The organism is Paeniglutamicibacter sp. GQ140 (assembly GCF_059759235.1).
This window is the reverse complement of sequence record NZ_JCAXDW010000007.1, coordinates 100720-122807: the sequence shown is the minus strand read 5'-3', so window position 1 is coordinate 122807 and position 22088 is coordinate 100720. Positions and strand designations below refer to the sequence as shown.

Sequence of the window (22088 nt, the reverse complement as noted above, 5' to 3'; positions counted from 1 at the left end):
CGGGGGCATTCCCCCGCCACCGCACCCGGTCAGGACCGTTCCCCCGGATTGCGGGACCCGGTGACCGGGTAGCCCGTCGCAGTGCCCGTCGGGCGGGACGCGGTGGATTCCTCCGTGGAGTCGCCGCGCCCTTCCATTGGCTGGCCGGCTTCGCCGGAGGCTTCCTCCTTGAGCGACTCGGCCGAAGCCTGCGCCGAGGCCTTCACGTTTTCCACGGTCTCCCGCACCGGTTCCTTGAGGTCCTCGGCAACCTGCCGGGCCGCGTCACCGAGTTCCGCGGTCACCGGCTCGGCCCGTTCCTTGAGCGTGTGGACCATCTCCCGTTCCTTCTCGCTGCCCGGGAAGATGCCGCCCAGCAACATGCCCGCCCCGAAGGCGATCATTCCGGCGGCCAGGGGGTTTCCGCGGGTCCGCTCCGCGATGCGCTCCGGTGCATCGTGCAGGGCATCGCCGGGCCCGTCCGCGGGCCCGTCCGCGGGCCCGCCGGTCTTGCTGTCCGATAACTCCACCGGCCCCATGACGGACTCCCGGACACGGTGCAGGGCCTCCTTGGTCCGCCGGTTCTGCCGCCGCGCCATGCCGGAGGGCGAGACCCTGTCGGCAATGGCGTCCACGTCCTCGCGAAGGTCCAGGCGGGTTGTCTCGATGTCGTTGCGGATGGCGTCTGGGTCGCGGTTCATGGTGTGTCCTCCTTGGAGTTGAAAGTCCGGGGTATTTCCTTGATGGTTTCGCCGGTCTGCTGCAGGCCTTCAACGTCCCTGAACTGTTTCCTGCCGGCGACGAACAAGACGGCCGCGATGATTGCCCAAAGGGCGGCGATCACCAGTGCGGCATAGCCGAGGCCGATCCAGTTTGCCAGGCCTGCCACGGCGGCCAGGGAAAGGAAGAGCAGCACGAAGTGCCCGGCCACGCCGGCGCCCGCGTACATTCCCGCTCCCTTGCCCGCCGTGCGGGCGGTCGCGCGGAGTTCGGCCTTGGCCAGCTCGACTTCCTGGCTCACGAGAGCCGACACGTTTCGGCTCAGCTCGGAAAAAAGCTCGCCGAGGGAGGCGCCGGATGTCTCGGTGGTCCCGTCATTGCGCGGGGGTGCCGTGGCGCGGTGTGTTCCGGTGTGTGTGGAATGCTCGCTCATGATCCACCAAATCCCTGTTCCGCTCGAAGGCCCGCCGGGGGCGGGTAGTCAAGGCCCGGATTGTTCCCGGTTCCGCCGACGCCGCCGGCCCCCACCGTCTGGTTCACCGTGGGCGGCATGGGGGTGGCCGGACGCGGTTCGGTCCCGGGGACGCCGCGGGATGTTGACACGGTGTCCGCGCCGAGGCGCGCGGCCGTCCCGTCGCCTGCATTGCGGGTCATGCGGCCCGCCAGCAGGCCCGCGCCGAGGGCGAGTCCCAAAAACGTGCCCGGGCGTTGCCGGGCAAAGCGCTTGGCTTCGTCCAACAGGTCGCCGGGCTCGCGCTCGTCCAGCCAGTCGGCCGCGTTTCCGCTGTACACGGCGGCGCGTTCGACGAGGCTCGAGGCGACCCCCTCGGAGCCCGGGTCCTCGAGCATCCAGGCGAATTCCTCGCTGATCTGGCGCAGGGTGACGGCGAGCCGGTGCTGCTGGGTCGAGGCCTGGTCACGGACGTCGTCGCCCAGGTCGGCTAGCAGGCCGGCCCCCTGAGCCTTGACGTCACGGGCCACCTGCCTCGCCTCGCTGCGCGCCGTCTCGCCCAGGTGCCCGGCGGCCTCCTTGCCCCCGTCGGCCGGGCCGCCGGACCCGTTCCGGGTTTCCATGGTTTCCGGGGCGCTGGAAGGTCCGACGCCTGGCGGCGCGGTCTCGGTGGTCGCCCGCGGGGCCGGCTCGGTGCGCGGGTCGCCGACTGAGTCCGGTGGCGCCTGCGGCGTGGACGGTCCGCGCAAGGGTGACTCGGGCGGGTAATTGGTGTGGAAATCGTTCTCGCTCATGGTATTCCTCCCGGTGGTCGTGGCCTTGGGTGCGATGTCTACCTTGGAAGTTGCGAAGCCCGGCGGCTTTGTCGGGGCGCGCCGAAATGCTTCGCGCCGATGCCGTTGTCTTCAGCGTCGATGCGATTGCGTGTTGGTGTTGTCCGTGGCCGGCAATCCGGTCGAATGCCGATGCGCCTCGCAGGCGCCCAGCCATCCCGGCTGCCCCATGGGGTCCGCCACGAAGTGGTCCTCCCCGGGGTCTGCGGGGAACCCTGTGCTTAAGAGCAAACCAAGACTCGGGCACGGGCACAAGGGTTTTGACATGGCCGAGGCGAAACGGTTCGGCCGCGCGGCGAGTCGCCTGCAGCCCGCCGCGTGGTCGCGGTTTCCGGGAGGGTACGGGCCGGGACGGAAGGCGCGTTGGTCCGCCGCGCGAAGGGAAGACCAGCCCGGTTCGCGGCAGGGGCAAGGCCGCTAGCGCGCGGAGCGGCGCTCCCGGGCCAGGCGCCAGGCACCGATGCCGATGTTCGACAGCGCATCGATCCCCCACAGCGCGGCGATGACGACCACTCCCCAGAACGGCAGCCAGGGCTGTTGCCAGTCGGTGAGCCACACCAGGGCCACCGCAACCAGGGCCTGGACCACTCCCCAGATCATCTGGGTGCGCGGGCGCCAGGACAGGACGTTGAAGAACTTGCGGATGCCCTTGGCCTCGCGCGCCTCGGCGCCCAGGGTCTTGGCAAGGGTCGGGCCCAGGCCGCGGGGCTCCACCAGCCTGGCGGTTTCGGGCACCGTGCCTTCCTCGACGTAGTCGGCCAGGGAGCCGGAACGGCCAAAGACCTCCAGGACCGTGCGCAGCTTGTCGACCGACCCGCTGCCGCCCAATGCCTCGTTTAGCTGGGTGATCACGTCCTGGCCGATGCCGTATTCGGACAGCTGGGCGATGGATTCAAGATCCGGCGCGAGCCATTCGCGGGTGAGGAACTCGGAGACCTCGGCCGCCTGGGTGCCGGGAACCGTATCCAGCACCGGTTGGGCGGCAACCGACCAGCCGTGCCCGAAGCCCGGGTAGCCGTGGAGCTTGCGGCTCTGGCCCTCGAACCAGAAGACCATGGAAAAGCGCGGGCCAAGCCGGGAAAGCATGATGGCCGGGAAGGCCGATTTCGAGAGCATGATCTCGGGCATGTAGCCATCGTGCACAGCCACGTCTCCGTGTTCGGTGGAAAAGTGGTGCCAGGCGGTCTTGGTGGCCCCGGCGAAGAGCGCCACCTCGGATTCCCTGAAGGAACCGAGCAGCACCGAGCGCCCGCCGGTCGGGTGCTCGAGCGCCTCGTCGCCGACCGGCTCCCCGCTCTCGGCGTCAACGCCGTCGAAGTCTGCCCAGCGCGCGCCGGTCCCCCGCTTCAGGGCGATGGCAAATCCCTCGATCTGCTGCCCGAAGGAAATCTCCCCGTTTTCGTCGGCCATGACGATGAACCCCTCGGGGTTCACCGCCACCACCATCTCGATGACCGAGTGCTCGCCCCAGGAAACCGGCTCGGCCAGCAGGGATATGCTGTGGCGGGCACGCAGGGTTTCCTCGATGCGCCGGTGGGACTGGATCCCGGTGGGCTCATCAAAGATCAGGGCCATGGAGGCGATCAGCCAGGCCGGCTGCCCGCCTCCCTGGTTTTCCCGGGGGCTACTTGCCAAGGAACTTCTCAAACCCCTTCGGCAGGTTCAGTTCCGACGGGTCGAAGTCCTTGGGCCCGGCGCCGAAGGCAGCCCCGGCGGGGGTCTTGGCCTTGTTGGCCTCGGCTGCGGCAAGCTGCGCGGCCTTGGCCGGGTTGCCGAACTTCGCCGGCTTCTTCTTCCCGCCCTTGGCGCCCTTCTTGGCGCCGCCGCGGCCGCCGGGCATGCCCGGGATGGCTCCGCCGGAGGCGAGCTTCTTCATCATCTTCTGTGCCTCGCCGAAGCGCTCGAGCATCGAGTTGACCTCGGAGACGTGCACGCCCGAGCCCTTGGCGATGCGGGCGCGGCGCGAGCCGTTGATGATCTTCGGCGCCACGCGCTCGTGCGGGGTCATCGAGCGGACGATGGCCTCGATGCGGTCCATCTGCGACTCGTCGAACTGCTCGAGCTGCTGGCGGGAGATCTGCGATCCGGGCATCATGCCCAGGATCTTCTTCATCGAGCCCATCTTGCGGATCTGGGCCATCTGGGCCAGGAAGTCATCGAGGGTGAAGTCCTCGCGGTCGGCGAACTTCTTCGCCATCCGCTCGGCTTCGCCCTTGTCCCAGTTCTGCTCGGCCTGCTCGATCAGGGTGAGGATGTCGCCCATGTCCAGGATGCGGGAGGCCATGCGGTCCGGGTGGAAGATCTCGAAGTCGTCGAGGTTCTCGCCGGTGGAGGCGTACATGACCGGCTTGCCGGTCACCGAGGCCACCGACAGGGCGGCACCGCCGCGGGCATCGCCGTCGAGCTTGGTGAGCACCACGCCGGTCACCCCGACGCCGTCGTTGAAGGCCTGGGCGGTGTTGACCGCGTCCTGGCCGATCATCGCATCGATGACGAAGAGGACCTCGTCGGGGTTCACGGCCGCGCGGATGTCCGCGGCCTGCTGCATCATCTCGGCGTCGATGCCCAGGCGTCCGGCGGTGTCGACGATGACCACGTCGTGGAGCTTGGTGCGGGCCTCGGCGACGCCGTCGCGGGCAACCGCCACCGGGTCCCCGGTGGATGCCTCGAATTCGGAGGAAACGCCCGGGTGCGGCGCATACACCGGCACGCCGGCGCGTTCGCCGTTGACCTGCAGCTGCTTGACGGCGTTGGGGCGCTGGAGGTCGCAGGCCACCAGCAGCGGGGTGTGCCCCTGGGCCTTGAGGTGCTTGGCCAGCTTTCCGGCCAGGGTGGTCTTGCCGGCGCCCTGCAAGCCCGCGAGCATGATCACGGTCGGCGGGTTCTTGGCCAGGTTCAGCCGGCGGGTTTCCCCGCCCAGGATGGCCACGAGTTCCTCGTTGACGATCTTGACGATCTGCTGGCCCGGGTTCAGCGAGGCCGAGACCTCCTCGCCCAGGGCGCGTTCCTTGACGTGGGCGACGAAGGCGCGGACCACGGTGACGGCGACGTCGGCGTCCAGCAGGGCACGGCGGATCTCACGTACGGTGCCGTCGATATCGGCCTCGGTAAGCCGTCCCTTGCCGCGGAGGTTCTTGAAGGTGGATGTCAGGCGGTCGGAGAGTGAATTGAACACGTGCCGTGCACTTCTTTCGTTGTGGGATTCAGGCGCGGTCTAACCCGCTGGACTCAACATCCAAGATTACCAACAACACGCCCCTGATTTCTCAACACGTGGCAGTCTTGGATATGTGAACCCTGATTCAAGCTCCCAGACCGGCACCCACGTAACCACATTGTTGATCCTCGGAGCATCCGGGGACCTGACCGGAAGGCTCCTGCTTCCGGGCCTGGCCAGGCTCATTGGCTCGGGCCGCGCCTCCGGGCTGAACCTGGCCGGCGCCGGCGGCCCCGGCTATTCGCAGGAGAAATGGCAGCAGCGGGTCAACGAGGTCTGCGAAACCGCGAAGCGCCACGCAACCGAGTCCGGCGGCGCCGAACTCGACACCATCGCCGGCAACACCCGCTTCACCGAACTCGACGTCACAAAACCCGGCGAACTGGCCCAGCTGGTGAAATCCCTGCCGGGCCCGGTGGCCCTCTACTTCGCCCTCCCCCCGGCCGTGAGCCAGCGGGCCTGCGAGGTTTTGGAGCCCGGGGAGCTTCCCGAGACCACGCTGCTGGTCATGGAAAAGCCGTTTGGCTCCAACCAGAAATCCGCGCAGGAACTGAACCGGACGCTGATCCGCCTGGTCCCGGAGGAGAACATCCACCGGGTGGACCACTTCCTGGGCAAGGGCACGGTGTTCAACATCCTGGGCCTGCGCTTCGCCAACCACCTGCTCGAGCCACTGTTCACCGGGGAACATGTGGAGAAGATGGAGATCTTCTACGACGAGGAACTCGCCCTGGAGGACCGGGCCGGGTACTACGACGGCGCCGGGGCGCTGCGCGACATGATCCAGTCGCACCTATTGCAGATCCTGGGCCTGCTGACCATGAACGCGCCGGCGACGCTGAAGGAACGCGACGTGCGCGACCACCTCGGCTCGGTGATCCGTGCCACCGCCCTTGCGGGAAACGCCGCGGATTCCACGCGCCGGGCCCGCTACACCGCCGGCACCTCCAAGGGACGGCCGGTGCCCGACTACGCGTCCGAGAAGGGCGTGGAGCCGGCGCTGAAGACCGAAACGCTGGCCGAGGTCACCCTGAACATCAACAACTCGCGCTGGGCCGGGGTCCCGTTCATCCTGCGCGCCGGCAAGGCACTGGGCACCGCAAGGAAGGAAGCGATCATCACCTTCCGCCCGGTCTCGCACCTGCCCACCGGATTCAAGGGCACCGACAAGCCCACGAAGCTGCGGATCGGCTTCGGCCCCGACACCCTGTCACTCGACCTGGACGTGAACGGCCCGGGCGACCTGTACACGCTGGACCGCGTCACGCTCGCCGCGGAGCTGAACTCCCCGGACCTGCTGCCCTACGGCGAGGTGCTCCTCGGCGTGCTCTCCGGGGATCCCACACTGTCGGTGCGCGGGGACACCGCGGAGGAATGCTGGCGGATCGTTGACCCGATCCTCACGGCCTGGGCCGATGACGAGGTTCCGCTGGACGAGTACGCCGCGGGCGGCAACGGCCCGGCGAACTGGGACACGAACTGCACCCTGCCGCCGGCACTGGCGCGGGGATAACACGCCACAGCGCCCAAGCACGCCGGCACGGATTCCATGGTGAAACCCGTGCCGGCGCTTGCCGCGAAAGCATTTAGCCCAGGTCGTTACGCACGACCGCTCCCTGGGCGATCACGACGCGCACTTCGCTCAGCGCCTTGGCGGTTTCCAGCGGGTTGCGATCCAGCACCACCACGTCGGCCACGCCGTTGCGGACCAGGCGCCCCACACCTTTGCCCTCCACGCCAAGCAGCCTGGCCGGGGCGGTCGTGATCGACCGGAGGGCCGTCAAGTTGCCCAGCCCGGCCTCGGCCAGGGCGTTGGCCTCGTCGCCGATCGGGGTGACATCGGTGCCGAAGGAGTCGGTGCCGCCGATGACGGTCACTCCCAGTTCGCTGGCGGCGCGGGCGGCAGCTGCCAAGACCGGCCCGTATTCGCGGCCGCGCTCGGCCAGCACAGGGTTGCCGGAGTTGGCCATGCCGGTGATTCCGAAGAGGGTCGGGGTGAAGTACGTGCCCCGCCCGGCCATGTTCCCCAGGGTCTGCTCGTCCACAAACACGCCGTGCTCGATGCTCTTCACGCCTGCGGCCACGGCGCCGGCGATGCCCTTGGCGCTGTAGCCGTGGCACAGCACCCCGGCGCCCTTGGCGGCGTGCACGATTGCGGAGAGCTGTTCCTTGTCGTAGACCAGCTCCAGCGGGTCCTGCTCGGGGATTCCGGCGCGAGGGTTGGCACGGGTCTTGATCACGGTGGCGCCGCGCGAGATGTTCACCCGGGTCAGATACGCCAGATCCTTCGGATCAGTGAGCTGCTTGCGCTCGGCGGCCAGCGGCGCGAGATCGGGGTCGGCCAGGATGGAATCGCCCTGGTCGGGGGAAACGAACAGGCCGGCCGCGTGCATGCGCGGTGCCAGGCCCGGGGCGAAGTGCGGCACCCGTGCCAGCGCGATGTCCTGGTAGAAGCTGGAGGAGCCGCTGCGGACCGTGGTGGCTCCGTGGCTGAGGATCAGGGCGGCGTCTTCGAAGGCCTGGGCATGCACGTGGGCGTCGACGAAGCCCGGCAGGATGAACTTGCCATGCGCGTTGATGCGGATCGCCTTGGCCCCGGCCTCGCGAACCGCTTTTCGGGTGTCGTCCCGCGTTCCTGCGGCCTGGACCACGCCATCACCCAGAACCACGACGGAGTCTTCCGTCGCGTGCCCGGTCCCTGGGTCGATGAGGGTACCGCCCTCGATGATGACCGCGCCCGGGTGCCGGCCTTTGCCGCGCTGCAGCGGCTGGGACACCGGCTCGGCAGCAAGTGCTCCCGCCGGGAGCATGCTGCTGAGGCCCAGTCCGGCCAGTGCAGCGGCCCCGGCCAATACGTGACGGCGTTCAAGTGGCTTGGAAGGAACGGGGCCCGAGGTGTGGTCGTGTTCGCACATGCGTGTCTATGCCTTTCATAGGAAACAATCCCAGCTCACCATAGTGTGACTTGGGGCACGGATCCGTGAAGCGGGCCGGCAAAAAGTCGATGCACTTAGACATCAAGGTGCTAACAGCGGGTTAGCCATAAGCAGTTGCGAAAGGAGGAACCGGTATCGACCGCAGGTCTGTCGAGCGCCTTTGCCGTGCTCCGCAGACGCACTTTCGGCTTCGCAGTGGGGCAATGCTGGCGCATTGTGGACCCGATCCTCACAGCATGGGCCGATGACAAGCTGCTGCTGGACGAGTACGCCGCGGGCGGCAACGGCCCGGCAAACTGGGACACGAACTGCACCATGCAGGTCTGAGCTGGCGGAGTCGTGGCGGCCGATGCGAGGGTGAATTCCGGAAACCTTGCGCGTCTTCGGAGCCTCGTCCGATTGACTTGGCCCGGGGCGTTGCTATGGTGAGGCCATGTCGGCCATCAAGGACCCCGCCCGGCGCACGCGTCCCGGGCGGTTCACAGGGGCTTCAACCATGTGGCTTTTTCTGGCCGCCGCACTGTTCCTGGCGTCGGCGGCCCTGCGGCTTCTGGCCGCATTCCAACGCCGAGCCGCGTTCAGCGGCCTTGAACCAAGCGGGATTGCCCTGGGCGAAGGCCCGGTGCCGGCCTCGTTTGATCCGACCGCGAGTCTTGAGGCCGCTGCCCGGTTGCAAGCCGCAGACATCTGGGCGCTGGCACTCGGGGTGGCGGCCATGGCCATCGGAGTCTTGGCCGTGCACGGGCCGGGGACGCTCCGCAAGGTGATCGAGATGCTGCTTGCCCTGCTCGTGGCCGTTTCCCTTGCCTTCCAGGCCATGAATGTCCTCACCCCGGGAACCATCGCCTCTTCGGAGGAAATGGAATATTCCCTGTGGCTGCTGCGGACACAGGACCTGGCCGTTTTTGCCGGCCTCATATCGCTGGCTTGTCTGTGGGGATCGAGGTTGCGCGCTGCCATGACAGCCTGTCTCTTCCTCCTCGGGTCAACGATGCTCGGTGAGCTGGTGGCCGGCTTCCTGATCGCAGCGGTGCTTGGCGCCCGTGGTACGCACGACATGCTTCTGTACTCGGAGGCAATGATTGCCGGGACCGTTGCCGCGGCCGGTGCAGCACTCCTTGTCGCTGCCAGGACCACGGCACGGCGTTCGGGAGTTTTCTCCTAAGGACACGGCGGGAGGGCAAGCCCCGGTAATGCCGGTGCCTCCAGGATTCCTGCCACAAACATGCCGGCAATGGCCGGCGCTATCGCCCGGGAATTCAGGAGGGTTGACTTGGCGTGGAACGTTGCTAGGGTCGGGTCATGTCGGCCATCAACGATTCCGGTCATCGACAACTGACCGTTCGCGCGACACGGGCTTCACTCCTGTGGATGCTGGCCGCCGCCGGCCTGTTCGTGGCCTCGGCCGCCCTTCAAATCATTGCCTCGTTCGACAAGTGGATCGAGTTTGGCGGCTCGCGTGGACCGGATCCGGTCTGGGTCGAGGACCACCGCTTTGATTACTTCTTTCCGGGGGATCCCTGGGAATCCATTGGAACCACGGCCCAAATGTTCGGGACAGGACTCCTGATCCAGGCGGCTGGCCTCATGGCCTTGGCGGTTGGCGTGATGCTACTGCCTCGCCCGGAATCGGGCCGACTGGCCTCCCGTCCCGCCAACATCACCGAAATCGTTTTGGCACTGCTTGTGGCCGCCACGTACGCAACCGTGGGTGCCCACGCCTATGTCTCGGGGGCCACCGGGGCGCCATCTTCCCTGCAGGGTTCGCCTGTAATCGTCTGGGTGTTGATGCTGGTCGGCTTCGGGGGTCTGGTTGCGCTTGCCGCGCGGTGGCGGACCCGGTCGCGGGCGGCAATGGCAGCGAGCCTGTTCCTGCTCGGTACAACCTTCGTGGGCTACCTGGTCTGCACCTACATGATTGCGCCGGTCGTCGCCGGCGGCGCATCGCATGACACGGCACGCTGGACGGAAACGGTGGTCGGCGCCACGACGGCTGCGGCCGCGATTGCGGTCATCGTGGCCGTTGCCCTGGCCGCCCGTCCGGTTAAGGTCGGCAATTGAGCGGCTGATGCGCGTGCGATCCCCTGGCAAGGAACCGATGTCGTGGAGCCGGGCCACCGCCCCGGACACCGGTTTGTCAATCGTGGAGCTTCTGCCCCCGCGCGCACTGTGCTCTGAGGGAAATCCCTTCCCGTGCAGCCTGCATGCGCTTACACACGGAGGCTTGGGATTCGTCCCGAAGGGGCCGGGTTTCCCGGCATCGGCGAGTCCCTGGCGTCGCACCGCACTCGACGCTGGTTGGCGCGCCCGTGTGTGCCCCGGGGCCGCCAAGGGAATACGGTAGGACAAGGACATTTTTGACTTCGTCATCTTGTGATGGATCCGACGTCCGTATTCTTCGCGCCCGACACCGGCACGACGGCCCCGACACAAAGGCTAGATTTTGAACGGCAATGCAACGTTTCGGCACCACAATTCGGCCCTCCTGGCCGTCACCAGTGTGCAGGCCCCGGTGGTCATGACCTCCAGGGAATTCGACGAACGCCTGGCCCCCAGCCTCAAGCGCCTGCGCCTGTCGAAAAAGCTGCTGGAACGTGTTGCCGGCGTCATGGAACGCCGCTGGTGGTCCGAGGGGACCAGCTTCGACGATGCCGCGGTCGAGGCCGGCGGCAAGGCCATGGCCGAGGCGGGGATCGAGGCAGGACAGATCGGCTTGTTGATCAACACCTCGGTGACCCGCCGCAACCTGGAGCCCTCGGTGGCCTCCAAGATCCACCACGACCTGGGCCTGCCCTCCTCGGCAATGAACTTCGACGTGGCCAATGCCTGCCTGGGCTTCGTCAACGGCATGACGCTCGCCGCGAATATGATCGACTCCGGGCAGATCAAGTACGCCCTGGTGGTGGCCGGCGAGGACGCCCAGCCCACCCAGGAGACGACGTTCCGCCGGCTCAACGCCGAGAGCTCCACCCGGGACGACTACCTGCGCGAATTCGCCACCCTGACCCTGGGCTCTGGTGCCGCGGCCGCGGTGATCGGCCCGGCCGACGCCCACCCCGGCGCCCACCGCATCCTCGGCGGCGTCTCCCGCGCCGGAACCGAGCACCACAAGCTGTGCGTCGGCGGACCCTCGGGCATGTACACCGACACCAAGGGCCTGCTGGACAACGGGCTGGACCTGGTGGTCGACGCCTGGGACGAGGCGCACCAGGCCGGCTGGAACTGGAAATCCATGGACCGCTACGTGACCCACCAGGTTTCCAATTCCTACACCAACGCCATCATCAAGGCCGTTGGCCTGGTCCGCGACCGGGTGCCCATCACGTTCCCCAAGTGGGGAAATGTCGGACCCGCCTCGCTGCCGATGACCCTTTCCCAGGAAGCCAAGACCCTGAAGCCGGGTGACCGGGTGCTCTGCATGGGGGTTGGCTCCGGGCTGAACACCGCCATGATGGAGCTTGCCTGGTGACCGAGATCTTCCCCGGCGTTGATGCCCGGTACTCCCGCCGTGTCATGGTTCCCTCCACCTCGGCCGTGGACGCACCTGGCACCAGCCACCAATGGCACCTCCTGGACAACGGATCCGAGTTGGCGGCCAAGGACATCACGCCGATTGGCACGCTGCTGTGCGTGCACGGCAACCCCACCTGGTCCTACCTCTGGCGCAGCCTGCTGCAGCACGTGGCCACCCACGACCTGCCCTGGCGCGTGGTCGCGGTGGACCAGCTGGACATGGGCTTCTCCGCGCGCACCGGAGTGTTCCGCCGCCTGGCAGACCGGGTCAACGACCTCGGCGACCTGTCCAACGCGTTGAAGCTGACCGGTGAAATCACCACGGTGGGCCACGACTGGGGCGGAATCATTTCCCTGGGCTGGGCCCTGGCCCATCGGGACCAGCTGGCCAACGTGGTGCTCACCAACACCGCGGTGCACCCGGCCGGCTATGAATTGCCCGCCGCGCTGCGCCTGGCCACACACCCCGCCGTCCACGGCTGGGGCACCAAGAGCACCGACGCATTCCTGCGCACCACCCACTCCCTGGCCCAGCCGGCCCTGGAGCCCGACGTCCGCAAGGCCTTCATGGCCCCGTACCTCAACGCGAGCAGGCGAACGGGCGTGGCAAACTTCGTTGCCGACATCCCCTTCACCGAAGACCACCCCAGCTGGGAAGCGCTCAATGCAATCTCCGAGGGCATCCGCACCCTGGAGGTTCCCGCCCTGCTGCTCTGGGGCCCCAAGGACCCGGTGTTCTCCGACCGCTACCTGCGCGACCTCATGGACCGGTTGCCCCAGGCGGACGTGCACCGCTTCGAGGGAGCGGGGCACCTGCTGCCCGAGGACCGCGACATCGCCACCCCCGTCTTTGGCTGGCTTGGCCAGGCCAAGACCGCGGACTCCGCCGGCCGGGCCGAGGCCCTGGCCGATTACCGGCCCATGCTCGCAGAACTCGATGAACGCACCGCAGACACCGACACCGCGGTGGTGGACATCAATCCGGCCGGCTCCCTCACTTGGGCCGCGCTCGGCACCCGGGTCAACGCCCTGGCGCACGGCCTGGCCGGAATCGGGGTCAAGCCCGGGGACCGGGTGAACCTGCTGGTGCCCCCGGGCATTGAACTGACCTCGCTGATCTACGCCTGCCTGCGCCTGGGCGCCGTGATTGTGGTGGCCGACGCGGGCCTGGGCACCAAGGGACTGGGACGCGCCATCCGCGGCGCCGGCCCCGGCTACCTCATTGGAATCGACCGCGCCCTGACCGGAGCCAAGTTCCTGGGCTGGCCCGGAACCCGGATCGCCGCGTCGGACATGCCCGCGGCCAAGCGCAGGCTGCTCGGCGTGGCACACACCGTGCCCGAGCTGCTCGAGGCCGGCGCATCCGCCGCCCCGGGGCACGGGGCATTCGCCCCGGCCGACCCCGATGCCGACGCCGCGGTGCTCTTCACCTCCGGCTCCACCGGCCCGGCGAAGGGTGTCGTTTACACGCACCGACAGCTGGCGGCCATGCGCGACACCCTGCGCGAGACCTACAACCTGAAGGCCGGCTCGGCGCTGGTGGCCGGATTCGCCCCGTTCGCACTGCTCGGGCCCGCACTGGGCGCCACCTCGGTGACCCCGGACATGGATGTCACCGCGCCGCGCACGCTCACCGCCGCGGCACTGGCCGATGCCGCGGCCGCCGTGGCTGCCACCACGGTGTTCGCCTCCCCCGCCGCCCTGGCCAACGTCCTGGAAACCGCCGCCGAGCTGGATGCGCCGCAGCGTGAAACGCTGGGACGCATCTCGCTGCTGCTCTCGGCCGGGGCACCGATCCCCGAGCCGCTGCTGGCCAGGGTCCAGGACCTGGTGCCGGCGGCCCGCGTGCACACCCCCTATGGGATGACCGAGGCACTCCCGGTCACCGACATCGACCTGGCGGGCATCCGCGCCGCCGGTTCCGGCAACGGGGTCTGCGTGGGCACCCCCGTCGCCGGGGCGCAGGTGGCCATCGCGCCGCTGGATGCCGAGGGCAACGCCGGGGACGAGCCCCTGGCAACCCCACACCTGACCGGCGAGATCCTGGTGCGCGCCCCGCACGTGAAGGACCGCTACGACAGGCTCTGGATCACCGAACGCGCCAGCTCCTCGATCCCGGGCTGGCACCGCACCGGGGATGTGGGGCACCTCGACGGGGAAGGACGGCTCTGGGTCGAGGGCAGGCTCGGCCACGTGCTGAACACCGCCTCCGGCCCCATGACCCCTGTGGCCGGCGAGCAGGCCGCGGAATCCGTTCCCGGCGCCGGACGCGCCGCACTGGTCGGCGTCGGGCCCGCGGGCACCCAGGTGCCCGTGGTGGTCATGGAAACCGTCCCGCGCGCCCGCCGTGCCGCCCCGGCACCCGCTGCCCTTCTCCAAGCGGTGCGCGCCGCGGTCGCCGGCACGGGGACCAACGTCTCCGCGGTGCTGGTGGTTCCGGAACTGCCCACCGACATCCGGCACAATTCCAAGATCGACCGCGCGGCCCTTGCAGCATGGGCCACCGGGGCCCTGGCCGGCGGAAGGATCGGCAACCCGTGAGCACCGAGGCATTACCGGAGGAGCCGCGCCGCGTGCTGGTCACCGGCGCCAGCGGCCTGCTCGGCGGGGCAGTGGCCCAGCTGCTGCGCGCCAAGGGGCACCGGGTGCGGACCTTCCAGCGCCGGGCCTCGGCGCACGGTGCCGACGAGGTGCGCGGCTCGCTGACCGACCCTGCAGCGGTGCGCCGCGCCGTTGCAGGCGTGGACGCGGTCATCCACCTGGCGGCGAAGGTCTCCTTCACCGGTTCCTGGCACGACTTTGTGGCAACCAACATCATCGGAACCACGACCCTGCTGGCCGAGGCCCGCGACGCGGGGGTGAGGGACTTCGTGTTCGTCTCCTCCCCCTCGGTCGCCCACTTCGGCGAGCCGCTTGCGGGTGCCGGGGCAGGCGTCGCCGACCCGGACCGCGCCCGCGGCAACTATGCCCGCTCCAAGGCCGCGGCCGAGTTGCTCGCCCTGGCCCAGGATTCCCCGGACTTCCGGGTCGCTTCCATCAGACCGCACGTGGTCTGGGGACCGGGCGACACCCAGCTGGTGGAGCGCGTGATCGAAAGGGCCGCCGGCGGACGTCTTCCGCTGCTCGACGGCGGGGCCGCACTGATCGACACCACCTACATCGACAATGCCGCCGGCGCGATCGTCCGCGGGCTCGAGCGCATGGAGTACGCCCACGGCCGCGCCCTGGTGGTCACCAACGGCGAACCGCGCCCCGTGGGCGAATTGATGGCAGGGATCTGCCGTGCGGGCGGAGTTCCGGCACCGCGCATCAGCGTCCCGGGCTGGCTGGCCCGGGGCGCGGGTTCGGTCATCGAGCGCGTGTGGCTTGCGGCAGGGGCCAGGAACCTGGTCCATGACGAGCCGCCCATGACCCGGTTCCTGGCCGAGCAGCTCTCCACCGCTCACTGGTTCGACCAGCGCGAGACCCGCGAGGTGCTGGACTGGAAACCCGAGGTCGGGATCGACGAGGGCCTGGCGCGCCTCGCCGCCCACTACGGCGGCATCCCGTCCCGAAAATCCTCCTAAAAACAGGCGTACGTCCGTCATCCCGGGTAGGGTTCGGGTCCATCTCCAAGACTAGGTCGTGCCATCGATCGACTTGCGACATAGGGTCCGAATACGGCTATCTCCCAAGAAACTCGAAGAGTTGCTGTCTTCCCCTGCCGGTGGATTCCTCGCGCACGCCAGTATCGGGGCGCTCGTCAACCCAGTTGAATTGTGGATCGTCCTCAAGGACAGCGGTATCCATGTCGACCACTATCACCCATTGCGCATCGTATTTCGTCATGAGTTCAGCCCTGCGCCGGGGATCCGTACTGGCCTTGAAGAATTCCCTCGAATCGGCACGCCGTTGCTTCTCGACATCGCCAAGGAAGGGATCGGGCCACGCGGGCATCACGGTGAATATCCCATACGCCGGCGCCATGGCTCGAGCGTCCCAGTTGGTGGTCATCACAGAGTCCCCTGCCTCGGCGTGATTGGTCAACCATCGGTAGTCTCCTTTGGTCATGCGCGAGTCGAAAGTTTCATCCAGCGCCTCGGGGTAGGCGCCTGGCGCCAGGAGATTGACGAAGCCGCTTTGGAAGACCGCCCCGGCTAGGATGCCGAGGCATGCAGCTGCGGCATAGAAGCGCTGGATTTGCCTCCGACCCCGGCCAAGCCACTGGGCCACGGCAATACCCACGGCGATTTGGCTCAGCAGCGCCACCGGAGGGAAGATTCTGGCCAGGAAGTAGTTACCGCTCGCGCCTCCGTATACGAAGACGGCCAGGCAGATCAAAACGGTGAGAACCAAGGGGTCGGCTTTATCCTTAGCCAGTCGATACGCCAGCACAGGTACGGCGAAGAGTAATAAGGAATACCGCTTCACCAAGTCGGTGTAAAGAGGCTTGTGGACCGCATTGAATCCTTCCACGCCCACGGTCGAGGACAGCAAGTTGAACCACGGCCAGACCAGAATTGACGCCAAGACAGCGGCCACGATCGCGCCAAAACAGATCAAAGTGGTCCGGGTAATTCTGCGGTGGTTCCTCGCCAGAAACAGCCCCGCGTAGATGCAAACGCCTATGGCCGTAAATTGGTGGGACAGCACGACCAATGTCCCTCCCGCGGCGATCGAGAGAGTGAGCGCCGCCCGCGATACCGAACGACTGGTTCCGTAGAGAAGTCTGTAGAGCCAAACCCAGAGCCACAGGCCCATGCCGACGGCAAAGGTCGATGGGTACGCAATGGACGCGATGAGGCTTGGGAACGAGATGAATCCACTCCAGTAGAAGAATCCGGTGCCCCAGAGGAAGAACACTGCTACCAGCGAAGCGACCGGCGCCGTCCGGTTGTCGGTCAGCGTACTCACAAAGGACCCGAAGCCAGTCAGGAACAGCACCAGGTTCACGAAGGCCCCGAGCTTAAGAACGACAAAAGTCCCCAACCCGGTGACTTTAGCCACGGCGGACCAGAACACCATGTACGGCGAAAAATAGGGGTTGCCCAGCCCGTCCTCGTTGACCATGGGATCCCGCGGGGCCCAGAAGTTCGCCTGCAGCTGTTCTAGGGTGGCTGCGTGCACGAACAAGTCGTTCAAGGCGGGGAGCATGACTATGACTGGGGTGAAGAAGGTTCCCAGAACCAGACAAGTCCACATATACGGGGTAAGAACTATCGGGGCGCGCACTTGATCAATATACGGAGCTCGCTCGTCTATGCCGAATCACCGAACGTCGCATTCCCAAGTCACGTTGGTCCCCGTTGGACTGCCAGCCCAACTTCCCAAGTACGTTTCCTTGGAACGTCACAGCCGAAATACCCAGATGAAGTACACCGGGGAACGAGCCTTGGCTGTCGTCAATGGAGGCCGTGCCCGCAGGGCGATCTGACCGCCAGTGGCGCTCCGGCACCACGGCCAATCCCGAACAATGGTGCCCATTGTCTGGAGGCCCCAAGGATCCCGGGCTAGGGTGGGGCCCATCGAGGCTCCGAAATCGAACTGCCAGCCAAGGAGAACATGTCGATGCAACACGGCCCCGGGACCCATATCCCCAGCGGTCAACCCAGCCGGCCCGCGCATCCCCGGCAGCCGGGCAAACCGGTCCTGATGGTCACTTGGTCAATCAGGGAGGGCTTCGGCGGAATGACTGCCATGTGCCTCAAGCGCGCCGGAATGTTCCACGAACACGGCGTGCCCAGCGCCGTGGTGACATTCGATGCCAACCCCCGGATTCAGGAGCTACGCACAACGCTGGTGGAGACCGGAAGGCTCCACCCCGAGGTCCCGCTGCTGAACCTCCACGACTTTTATGCCACACATGCCCCGAAACCGCCGACCGGGAAGCCGAAGACCTGGGTGCGCTCCCCCGAATGGGTCGAAAGTGGCAGGGCCCTCCGTTCGGGAGAGAGCTCGCTCTTCTACATCGATTACGTGATGCCAAACCAAGAGACAGCCGCACTGCGCGAATACCACCGTCCCGACGGCACGGTGTACCTGGTCGACTCGACGCTTCCCGCCGGTGGCGATGCGCTGGAAACCTCGCGCACCCTGTTCCTGGTTGCCCCCGACGGGCGCGTTGCGGCCACGCTGGGCAGCCCAGCCAAGCTCTACCGCCGATTCCTCACCGACCTGGTGGACCTGTCGCACGCCGATGTGGTCATTGACAGCAAGTACTCCGCCGGCTTCCTCTGGGCATGGAAACACCCCTCCGCCGTGAAATTCGTCAACTTCCACAGCACCCACGTGGCCGCCGGGCAGGATCCGCTGACGGGAAAACTGTCCACCGCCCACCAGAAGATCATCCAAAACCGCGATGCCTGGGACGGCATCACCTTCCTCACCGAATCCCAGCGCACCGCATTCGTTCAGCGTTTTGGCGAGTCCTCCAACACCGTGGCGATCAGCAACCCGGTGGACGGGCCGGAGACCCTGCCGGCCTTTGCTGCCCGCGAACCACACTCAGTTCTGCATGTCGGCCGTTTCACCATGGGCAAGAACATTGGCGAAGTACTGGAAGTCATCAAAAAGGTCTCTTTGGAGGGGATCCCTGTCCATCTTGACCTGGTAGGTGACGGCGACCAGCGCCAGGCGCTCGAAGCACGGGTGCGCGCACTCGGTGCCGAAGAGCTGGTGACATTCCATGGCCATGTCAACGATGTGGGGCAACGTCTCGACCGGGCCCGCGTCCTGATGTTGTGCAGCAAGTTCGAGGGGCAGTCGCTGGCCATTCTCGAGGCCCAGGCGCATGGTTGCGTTCCGGTGGCCTACGACGTTGACTATGGTCCCCGGGACATGATCGAGAACAAGCGCAATGGATTCCTGGTTCCCTTCGGCGAGCAAGATGCCGCCGTGCGGGCGGTGGCCCGCCTGTTGTCGGACGACTCTCTCTGTGAGGAGATGTCCACACACGGATTCAGCGACTCGGGGAAGTACCGCAGCGACCTAATTTTTGGGCAATGGATGGACGCGTTGGACAGGGCAAGAACCAGCAAGGCCGACCGTGACGCCCTCGCCGCTGCCGGCGCACGCGTTGCGGGAATCAGGTTCCATCCGGACGGAGCCCTGGACCTAGAGGTGGACGTGGAGAATGCGCCGGAGAACCTGAACCACCTGTGGCTGGAAAGCAGGCAACGTGGCACCGCGGACACCGATGGGCGCCAAATCCAGCACCACCGCGGGAGCGACGGCACCTTCCATTTCCGCCTGCCTGCCGACCTGCGGGCGCAACAGCCCGACGGAGATGCCCTGGACCTCAACCTCGTCCTGGGCATCGGGGCAATGACTCGAACCATCCGATTGGGCGCAAGTCCCCAGATGCAGACCACGCCATACTTCACCGTCTACGGCAATCTGAGCCTGAAGTAGGCGGCCAATATGTTTCCCCCCATAGCCCTGGGCACCATGAATGCGTGGGCCATGGGCGGCGAGGCCGTGATGCCGGCGGAACATGCCTATCTTTGCCCCGGACTATGCCGGAGCATAGGGACCATGGAGCCCCTCACCATGCAATGCACAGTTGGGCGTGAAACGGTCTTGGGACCAACGAGCGGACATGACAGCCCTGGACTCGGGCTGCGCGCCGACCGGCGCATGGGCAGGAAACCACGAAGGTAGCTGATGCAGACCAAAGACTGGCTTGGCCAACAACTCAAAACCGCAATAACCTCCAGGACCGGAGTCAAGACGCGAAGGTGGCTGGGACTCGGAGGCACCCATGCGGCCAACCACGAATTGGACCACATTCCGGTGCCCGGCGACGTGGTGGTCTATTTCAGCGACGTGGTAAACAAGTCCTACCAACTTGAACAGTGGCTTCCCACGCTGGAAAAACTCCATGAAACCCGCCGGGTGGTCTTGGTGTTTCGCAAGATTCCCACCATGCGGCACTTCCGCAAGTTGACCGACCTGCCAAAGATCTTCGTTCGGCGCCTGGACGACCTGGTCAATCTCTACGATTTCAACGATTTCAAGTTGTGCCTCTATGTCAACAACGGCGTGGCAAATTTCCAGTCCTTGAGTGCGTCCAGGCCGGTGCATGTCCACGTCAACCACGGCGAGAGCGACAAGCTTTCGATGGTCTCGAACCAGGCCAAGGCCTACGACCGGATCTTCGTCGCAGGGCCCGCTGCAATCGAGCGGCACCGCGCGGTACTGCTCGACTTCGACCTCGACCGGTTGGTTGCCGTGGGACGACCCCAGTTGGATACGCGTTTTGAATCCGTACTGCCGCCGTTCCACGGCAGGACCGTCATGTACGCCCCCACCTGGGATGGGGAAAACGATGCGAACAACTACACGTCCATGGACCTTTTCGGCGAAGGAATCGTCGAGGCGCTCGTGGCGCTGCCCGATCTACGGGTCATCTACAAGCCCCATCCACGCATCACCACTTCCACGACCCCGGCGATCGCCCACGCCGATGAGCGCATCCGCGAGATCCTCGAGGAACTCAACGCCACCGGCGGAAACCACCTGGTCGCCCAGACCGAAAACATCCTGGCGCTATTTCCCGACGTGGATGCCCTGATCACGGACGTATCGAGTGTGGGCCTTGACTACCTCTATCTGCACCCCGAGAAGCCGCTGATCCTCACCGATCGGCGCGACGACCCTGAAAAGCTCCACCGCGAAGTGCCCGTCAGCCGGGCCTGCCCGGTCATCAGTGAAACCACCCGGGACGAGATTCTGCCCGAACTGAAACCCCTGTTCGATTCTTCCGGCACCGAGCATCGACTGCAGATGCGCAAGTTCTATTTCGGGGACCGCGAGCGCGGATCCTCAACAAATGCGTTCATTGAGGCGGTAGGCAAGTTGATCGACGATCGTGTGGTTCTCCTGCGCTACTATGAGTTTCACGGCCAGGGCGCGGATTCGGGGGAAATCGATTAGCCGCACCGGGGCCGGAATACCGCCAACACCCCGCCCCGGGGCTTGTTCGGCGCACCCACCACGCACCCATGAGAAGGCAGGCAATGGACTACGCCAAGGTTCGGAAATCGCTACGGCGCAGGTTGTCCAAGGTCGCCGCGAAGTTGCGCCAGTCCAGGATCCGGGAATCCGACACCGGTCCCAGCGCCAGCGCCGAAACCGCGCGCGTCGCGGTCATCATCCCGGTCTTCAATTCCATGCCCTACCTTCGGGAGCTTCTGGATTCCCTGGAGGCCCAGGACCTGGATCCAGCATTGTTTGAGGTGATCGCCGTCGATGACGGTTCCACCGATCGCGGTGGCGCATTGCTTGACGCCTACGCGCAACGGCTGCCGAACATGCGACTCATCCGACAGCACAATAGCGGCTGGCCCGGCAAGCCGCGCAACGTGGGAATCGACGCAAGCCGATCCGACTACGTCTTCTTCTGCGACTCCGACGACCTTTTGGGCCCCGAGGCCCTGCGCAGGATGGTTGAGTTTGCCGACGCCCACGATGTCGACGTGCTGGCCCCCAAGCTGGTCGGCATCGGAGGCCGCCGCGTGGGAGCGTCTCTCTTTGCCTCCACCCACGTCGATGCCCCGCTGCGAACGATCGCCGCCACGCTCTCCCCGCAAAAAATGATCCGGCGCCGGCTGCTGGAGGAGCACGGATTCCGGTTCCCCGAAGGCAAGGTCAGGCTGGAGGACGGGATGCTGCTCACCCGGTGCTACCTCGCTTCCCGCCGCAACTCCATCCTGGCCGACTACGACTACTACTTCATCCGCACGCGGCAAGTCGGCACGAACATTAGCAGCGGCCGGGCCGAGCCCGAAGGCTACACCGAGTCGGTGGGCGCCATTGCCCGGATCATCAGGGAAGGACACCCGGATCCCGCGGTGGCGGACCAGCTGGTCCTCGACCTTTACCGGCGCAAGGCACTGCGGTTCTACGTCCCCGCTCGATACCGGGCCATGTCGACCGACAGACAACGTCGCTGGGTGGCGGCCCACGCGCAATTCGTGCGTGAACACATTCCCCGGGAGCTGGAAGCCGAATTGGACTTTCCCTTCCTGCAGCGCTCCCGCCTGGTGCGGAACGAGGATGCGGCCGGGTTGTTGCAATTGGCCACGACCGAGGACCATCTCAGGGCCGTTTGCCGGGTCGCCGATCCGAACCCGAATGGACTCGAACTGCGGTTCGGGCTGCGGCCAACGGCGAACTATGAGGCGGTACACCTGATAGCCCAGGTCAGGGGCACGGAAACAACACACACCTATGCCCTGAGGCCCGATGGCACCGAATACGTCCTGGATCTCCCTGCCCAGAAATTTGCAGGCCTTGACCACGCCGTTGCCGACCTCTTCGTGCAGCTGGACATGGACGGGGTTCGGGGGCCGTTGCGTCGGGTGGCGGCATCGGACGCCGGCCTGCCGCTGGAGCTCAACGGCACGCGCGTCTACGCAACGGTCAACGGAAACCTCAGCATCGATCGCCGCTGAGGGCAG

At 66.5% G+C, this 22088-nt stretch carries 16 protein-coding genes; 9 read left to right on the top strand and 7 right to left on the bottom strand.

Features of this window, described 5'->3' with window-relative positions; genetic code table 11:
• Positions 1 to 29: 29 nt before the first annotated feature.
• The 5 genes from AC6CHY_RS11915 to ffh all read right to left on the bottom strand — a co-directional run bounded on the left by AC6CHY_RS11915 (position 30) and on the right by ffh (position 5158).
• A complete protein-coding gene (locus AC6CHY_RS11915) occupies positions 30 to 680 on the bottom strand; it encodes a DUF3618 domain-containing protein (protein ID WP_498226831.1) in 651 nt (216 codons plus the stop codon).
• Complete coding sequence (locus AC6CHY_RS11910; RefSeq protein WP_217390491.1) at positions 677 to 1132, bottom strand: phage holin family protein; 456 nt, start codon at positions 1130 to 1132, stop codon at positions 677 to 679. The genes AC6CHY_RS11915 and AC6CHY_RS11910 overlap by 4 nt, the downstream gene beginning before the upstream one ends.
• Positions 1129 to 1944 (bottom strand): hypothetical protein, encoded by an 816-nt coding sequence (locus AC6CHY_RS11905; protein WP_217390490.1) that lies wholly within the window; start codon positions 1942 to 1944, stop codon positions 1129 to 1131. Before AC6CHY_RS11905 ends, AC6CHY_RS11910 begins: the two co-directional genes overlap by 4 nt.
• 456 nt (positions 1945 to 2400) lie before the next feature.
• Positions 2401 to 3618 carry a hypothetical protein gene (locus AC6CHY_RS11900; protein WP_498226830.1) on the bottom strand — a complete coding sequence of 406 codons (1218 nt, stop codon included), beginning with the start codon at positions 3616 to 3618 and terminating at the stop codon, positions 2401 to 2403.
• Positions 3608 to 5158, bottom strand: coding sequence for a signal recognition particle protein (ffh, locus tag AC6CHY_RS11895; protein ID WP_498226829.1), 1551 nt, complete (start codon positions 5156 to 5158; stop codon positions 3608 to 3610). The genes AC6CHY_RS11900 and ffh overlap by 11 nt, the downstream gene beginning before the upstream one ends.
• Positions 5159 to 5273: 115 nt before the next feature.
• Here ffh and AC6CHY_RS11890 point away from each other — a divergent pair, with 115 nt between their 5' ends.
• Entirely contained in the window at positions 5274 to 6713 is a 1440-nt protein-coding gene (locus AC6CHY_RS11890; protein WP_498226828.1) for a glucose-6-phosphate dehydrogenase, read from the top strand.
• Positions 6714 to 6786: 73 nt separating this feature from the next.
• On the opposite strand, the gene AC6CHY_RS11885 is transcribed toward AC6CHY_RS11890, so the two are convergent.
• Positions 6787 to 8115, bottom strand: coding sequence for an amidohydrolase family protein (locus AC6CHY_RS11885; protein ID WP_498226827.1), 1329 nt, complete (start codon positions 8113 to 8115; stop codon positions 6787 to 6789).
• Positions 8116 to 8569: 454 nt separating this feature from the next.
• On the opposite strand from AC6CHY_RS11885, the gene AC6CHY_RS11880 reads away from it, so the two are divergent.
• From AC6CHY_RS11880 to AC6CHY_RS11860, 5 genes are all read left to right on the top strand, one after another.
• Positions 8570 to 9301: a hypothetical protein gene (locus tag AC6CHY_RS11880; RefSeq protein WP_498226826.1), complete on the top strand. Its 732-nt coding sequence runs from the start codon at positions 8570 to 8572 to the stop codon at positions 9299 to 9301.
• A 137-nt stretch (positions 9302 to 9438) separates the two neighbouring features.
• Positions 9439 to 10197: a hypothetical protein gene (locus AC6CHY_RS11875; RefSeq protein WP_498226825.1), complete on the top strand. Its 759-nt coding sequence runs from the start codon at positions 9439 to 9441 to the stop codon at positions 10195 to 10197.
• A 382-nt stretch (positions 10198 to 10579) separates the two neighbouring features.
• Positions 10580 to 11605, top strand: a complete 1026-nt coding sequence (locus AC6CHY_RS11870; RefSeq protein WP_217390482.1) for a 3-oxoacyl-ACP synthase III — start codon at positions 10580 to 10582, stop codon at positions 11603 to 11605.
• A complete protein-coding gene (locus AC6CHY_RS11865) occupies positions 11602 to 14190 on the top strand; it encodes an alpha/beta fold hydrolase (RefSeq protein WP_498226824.1) in 2589 nt (862 codons plus the stop codon). Before AC6CHY_RS11870 ends, AC6CHY_RS11865 begins: the two co-directional genes overlap by 4 nt.
• Complete coding sequence (locus AC6CHY_RS11860; RefSeq protein ID WP_498226823.1) at positions 14145 to 15215, top strand: NAD-dependent epimerase/dehydratase family protein; 1071 nt, start codon at positions 14145 to 14147, stop codon at positions 15213 to 15215. Before AC6CHY_RS11865 ends, AC6CHY_RS11860 begins: the two co-directional genes overlap by 46 nt.
• 97 nt (positions 15216 to 15312) lie before the next feature.
• Here AC6CHY_RS11860 and AC6CHY_RS11855 read toward each other — a convergent pair whose 3' ends face one another.
• Positions 15313 to 16770, bottom strand: coding sequence for a putative glycosyltransferase family protein (locus AC6CHY_RS11855; RefSeq protein ID WP_498226822.1), 1458 nt, complete (start codon positions 16768 to 16770; stop codon positions 15313 to 15315).
• Positions 16771 to 17280: 510 nt separating this feature from the next.
• On the opposite strand from AC6CHY_RS11855, the gene AC6CHY_RS11850 reads away from it, so the two are divergent.
• The 3 genes from AC6CHY_RS11850 (at position 17281) to AC6CHY_RS11840 (ending at position 22082) form a co-directional block, all read left to right on the top strand.
• Positions 17281 to 19038 carry a glycosyltransferase gene (locus AC6CHY_RS11850; protein WP_498226821.1) on the top strand — a complete coding sequence of 586 codons (1758 nt, stop codon included), beginning with the start codon at positions 17281 to 17283 and terminating at the stop codon, positions 19036 to 19038.
• 252 nt (positions 19039 to 19290) lie between these two features.
• Positions 19291 to 20562 carry a CDP-glycerol glycerophosphotransferase family protein gene (locus tag AC6CHY_RS11845; protein ID WP_498226820.1) on the top strand — a complete coding sequence of 424 codons (1272 nt, stop codon included), beginning with the start codon at positions 19291 to 19293 and terminating at the stop codon, positions 20560 to 20562.
• Positions 20563 to 20630: 68 nt separating this feature from the next.
• Positions 20631 to 22082 carry a glycosyltransferase family 2 protein gene (locus AC6CHY_RS11840; protein ID WP_498226819.1) on the top strand — a complete coding sequence of 484 codons (1452 nt, stop codon included), beginning with the start codon at positions 20631 to 20633 and terminating at the stop codon, positions 22080 to 22082.
• Positions 22083 to 22088 lie beyond the last annotated feature (6 nt).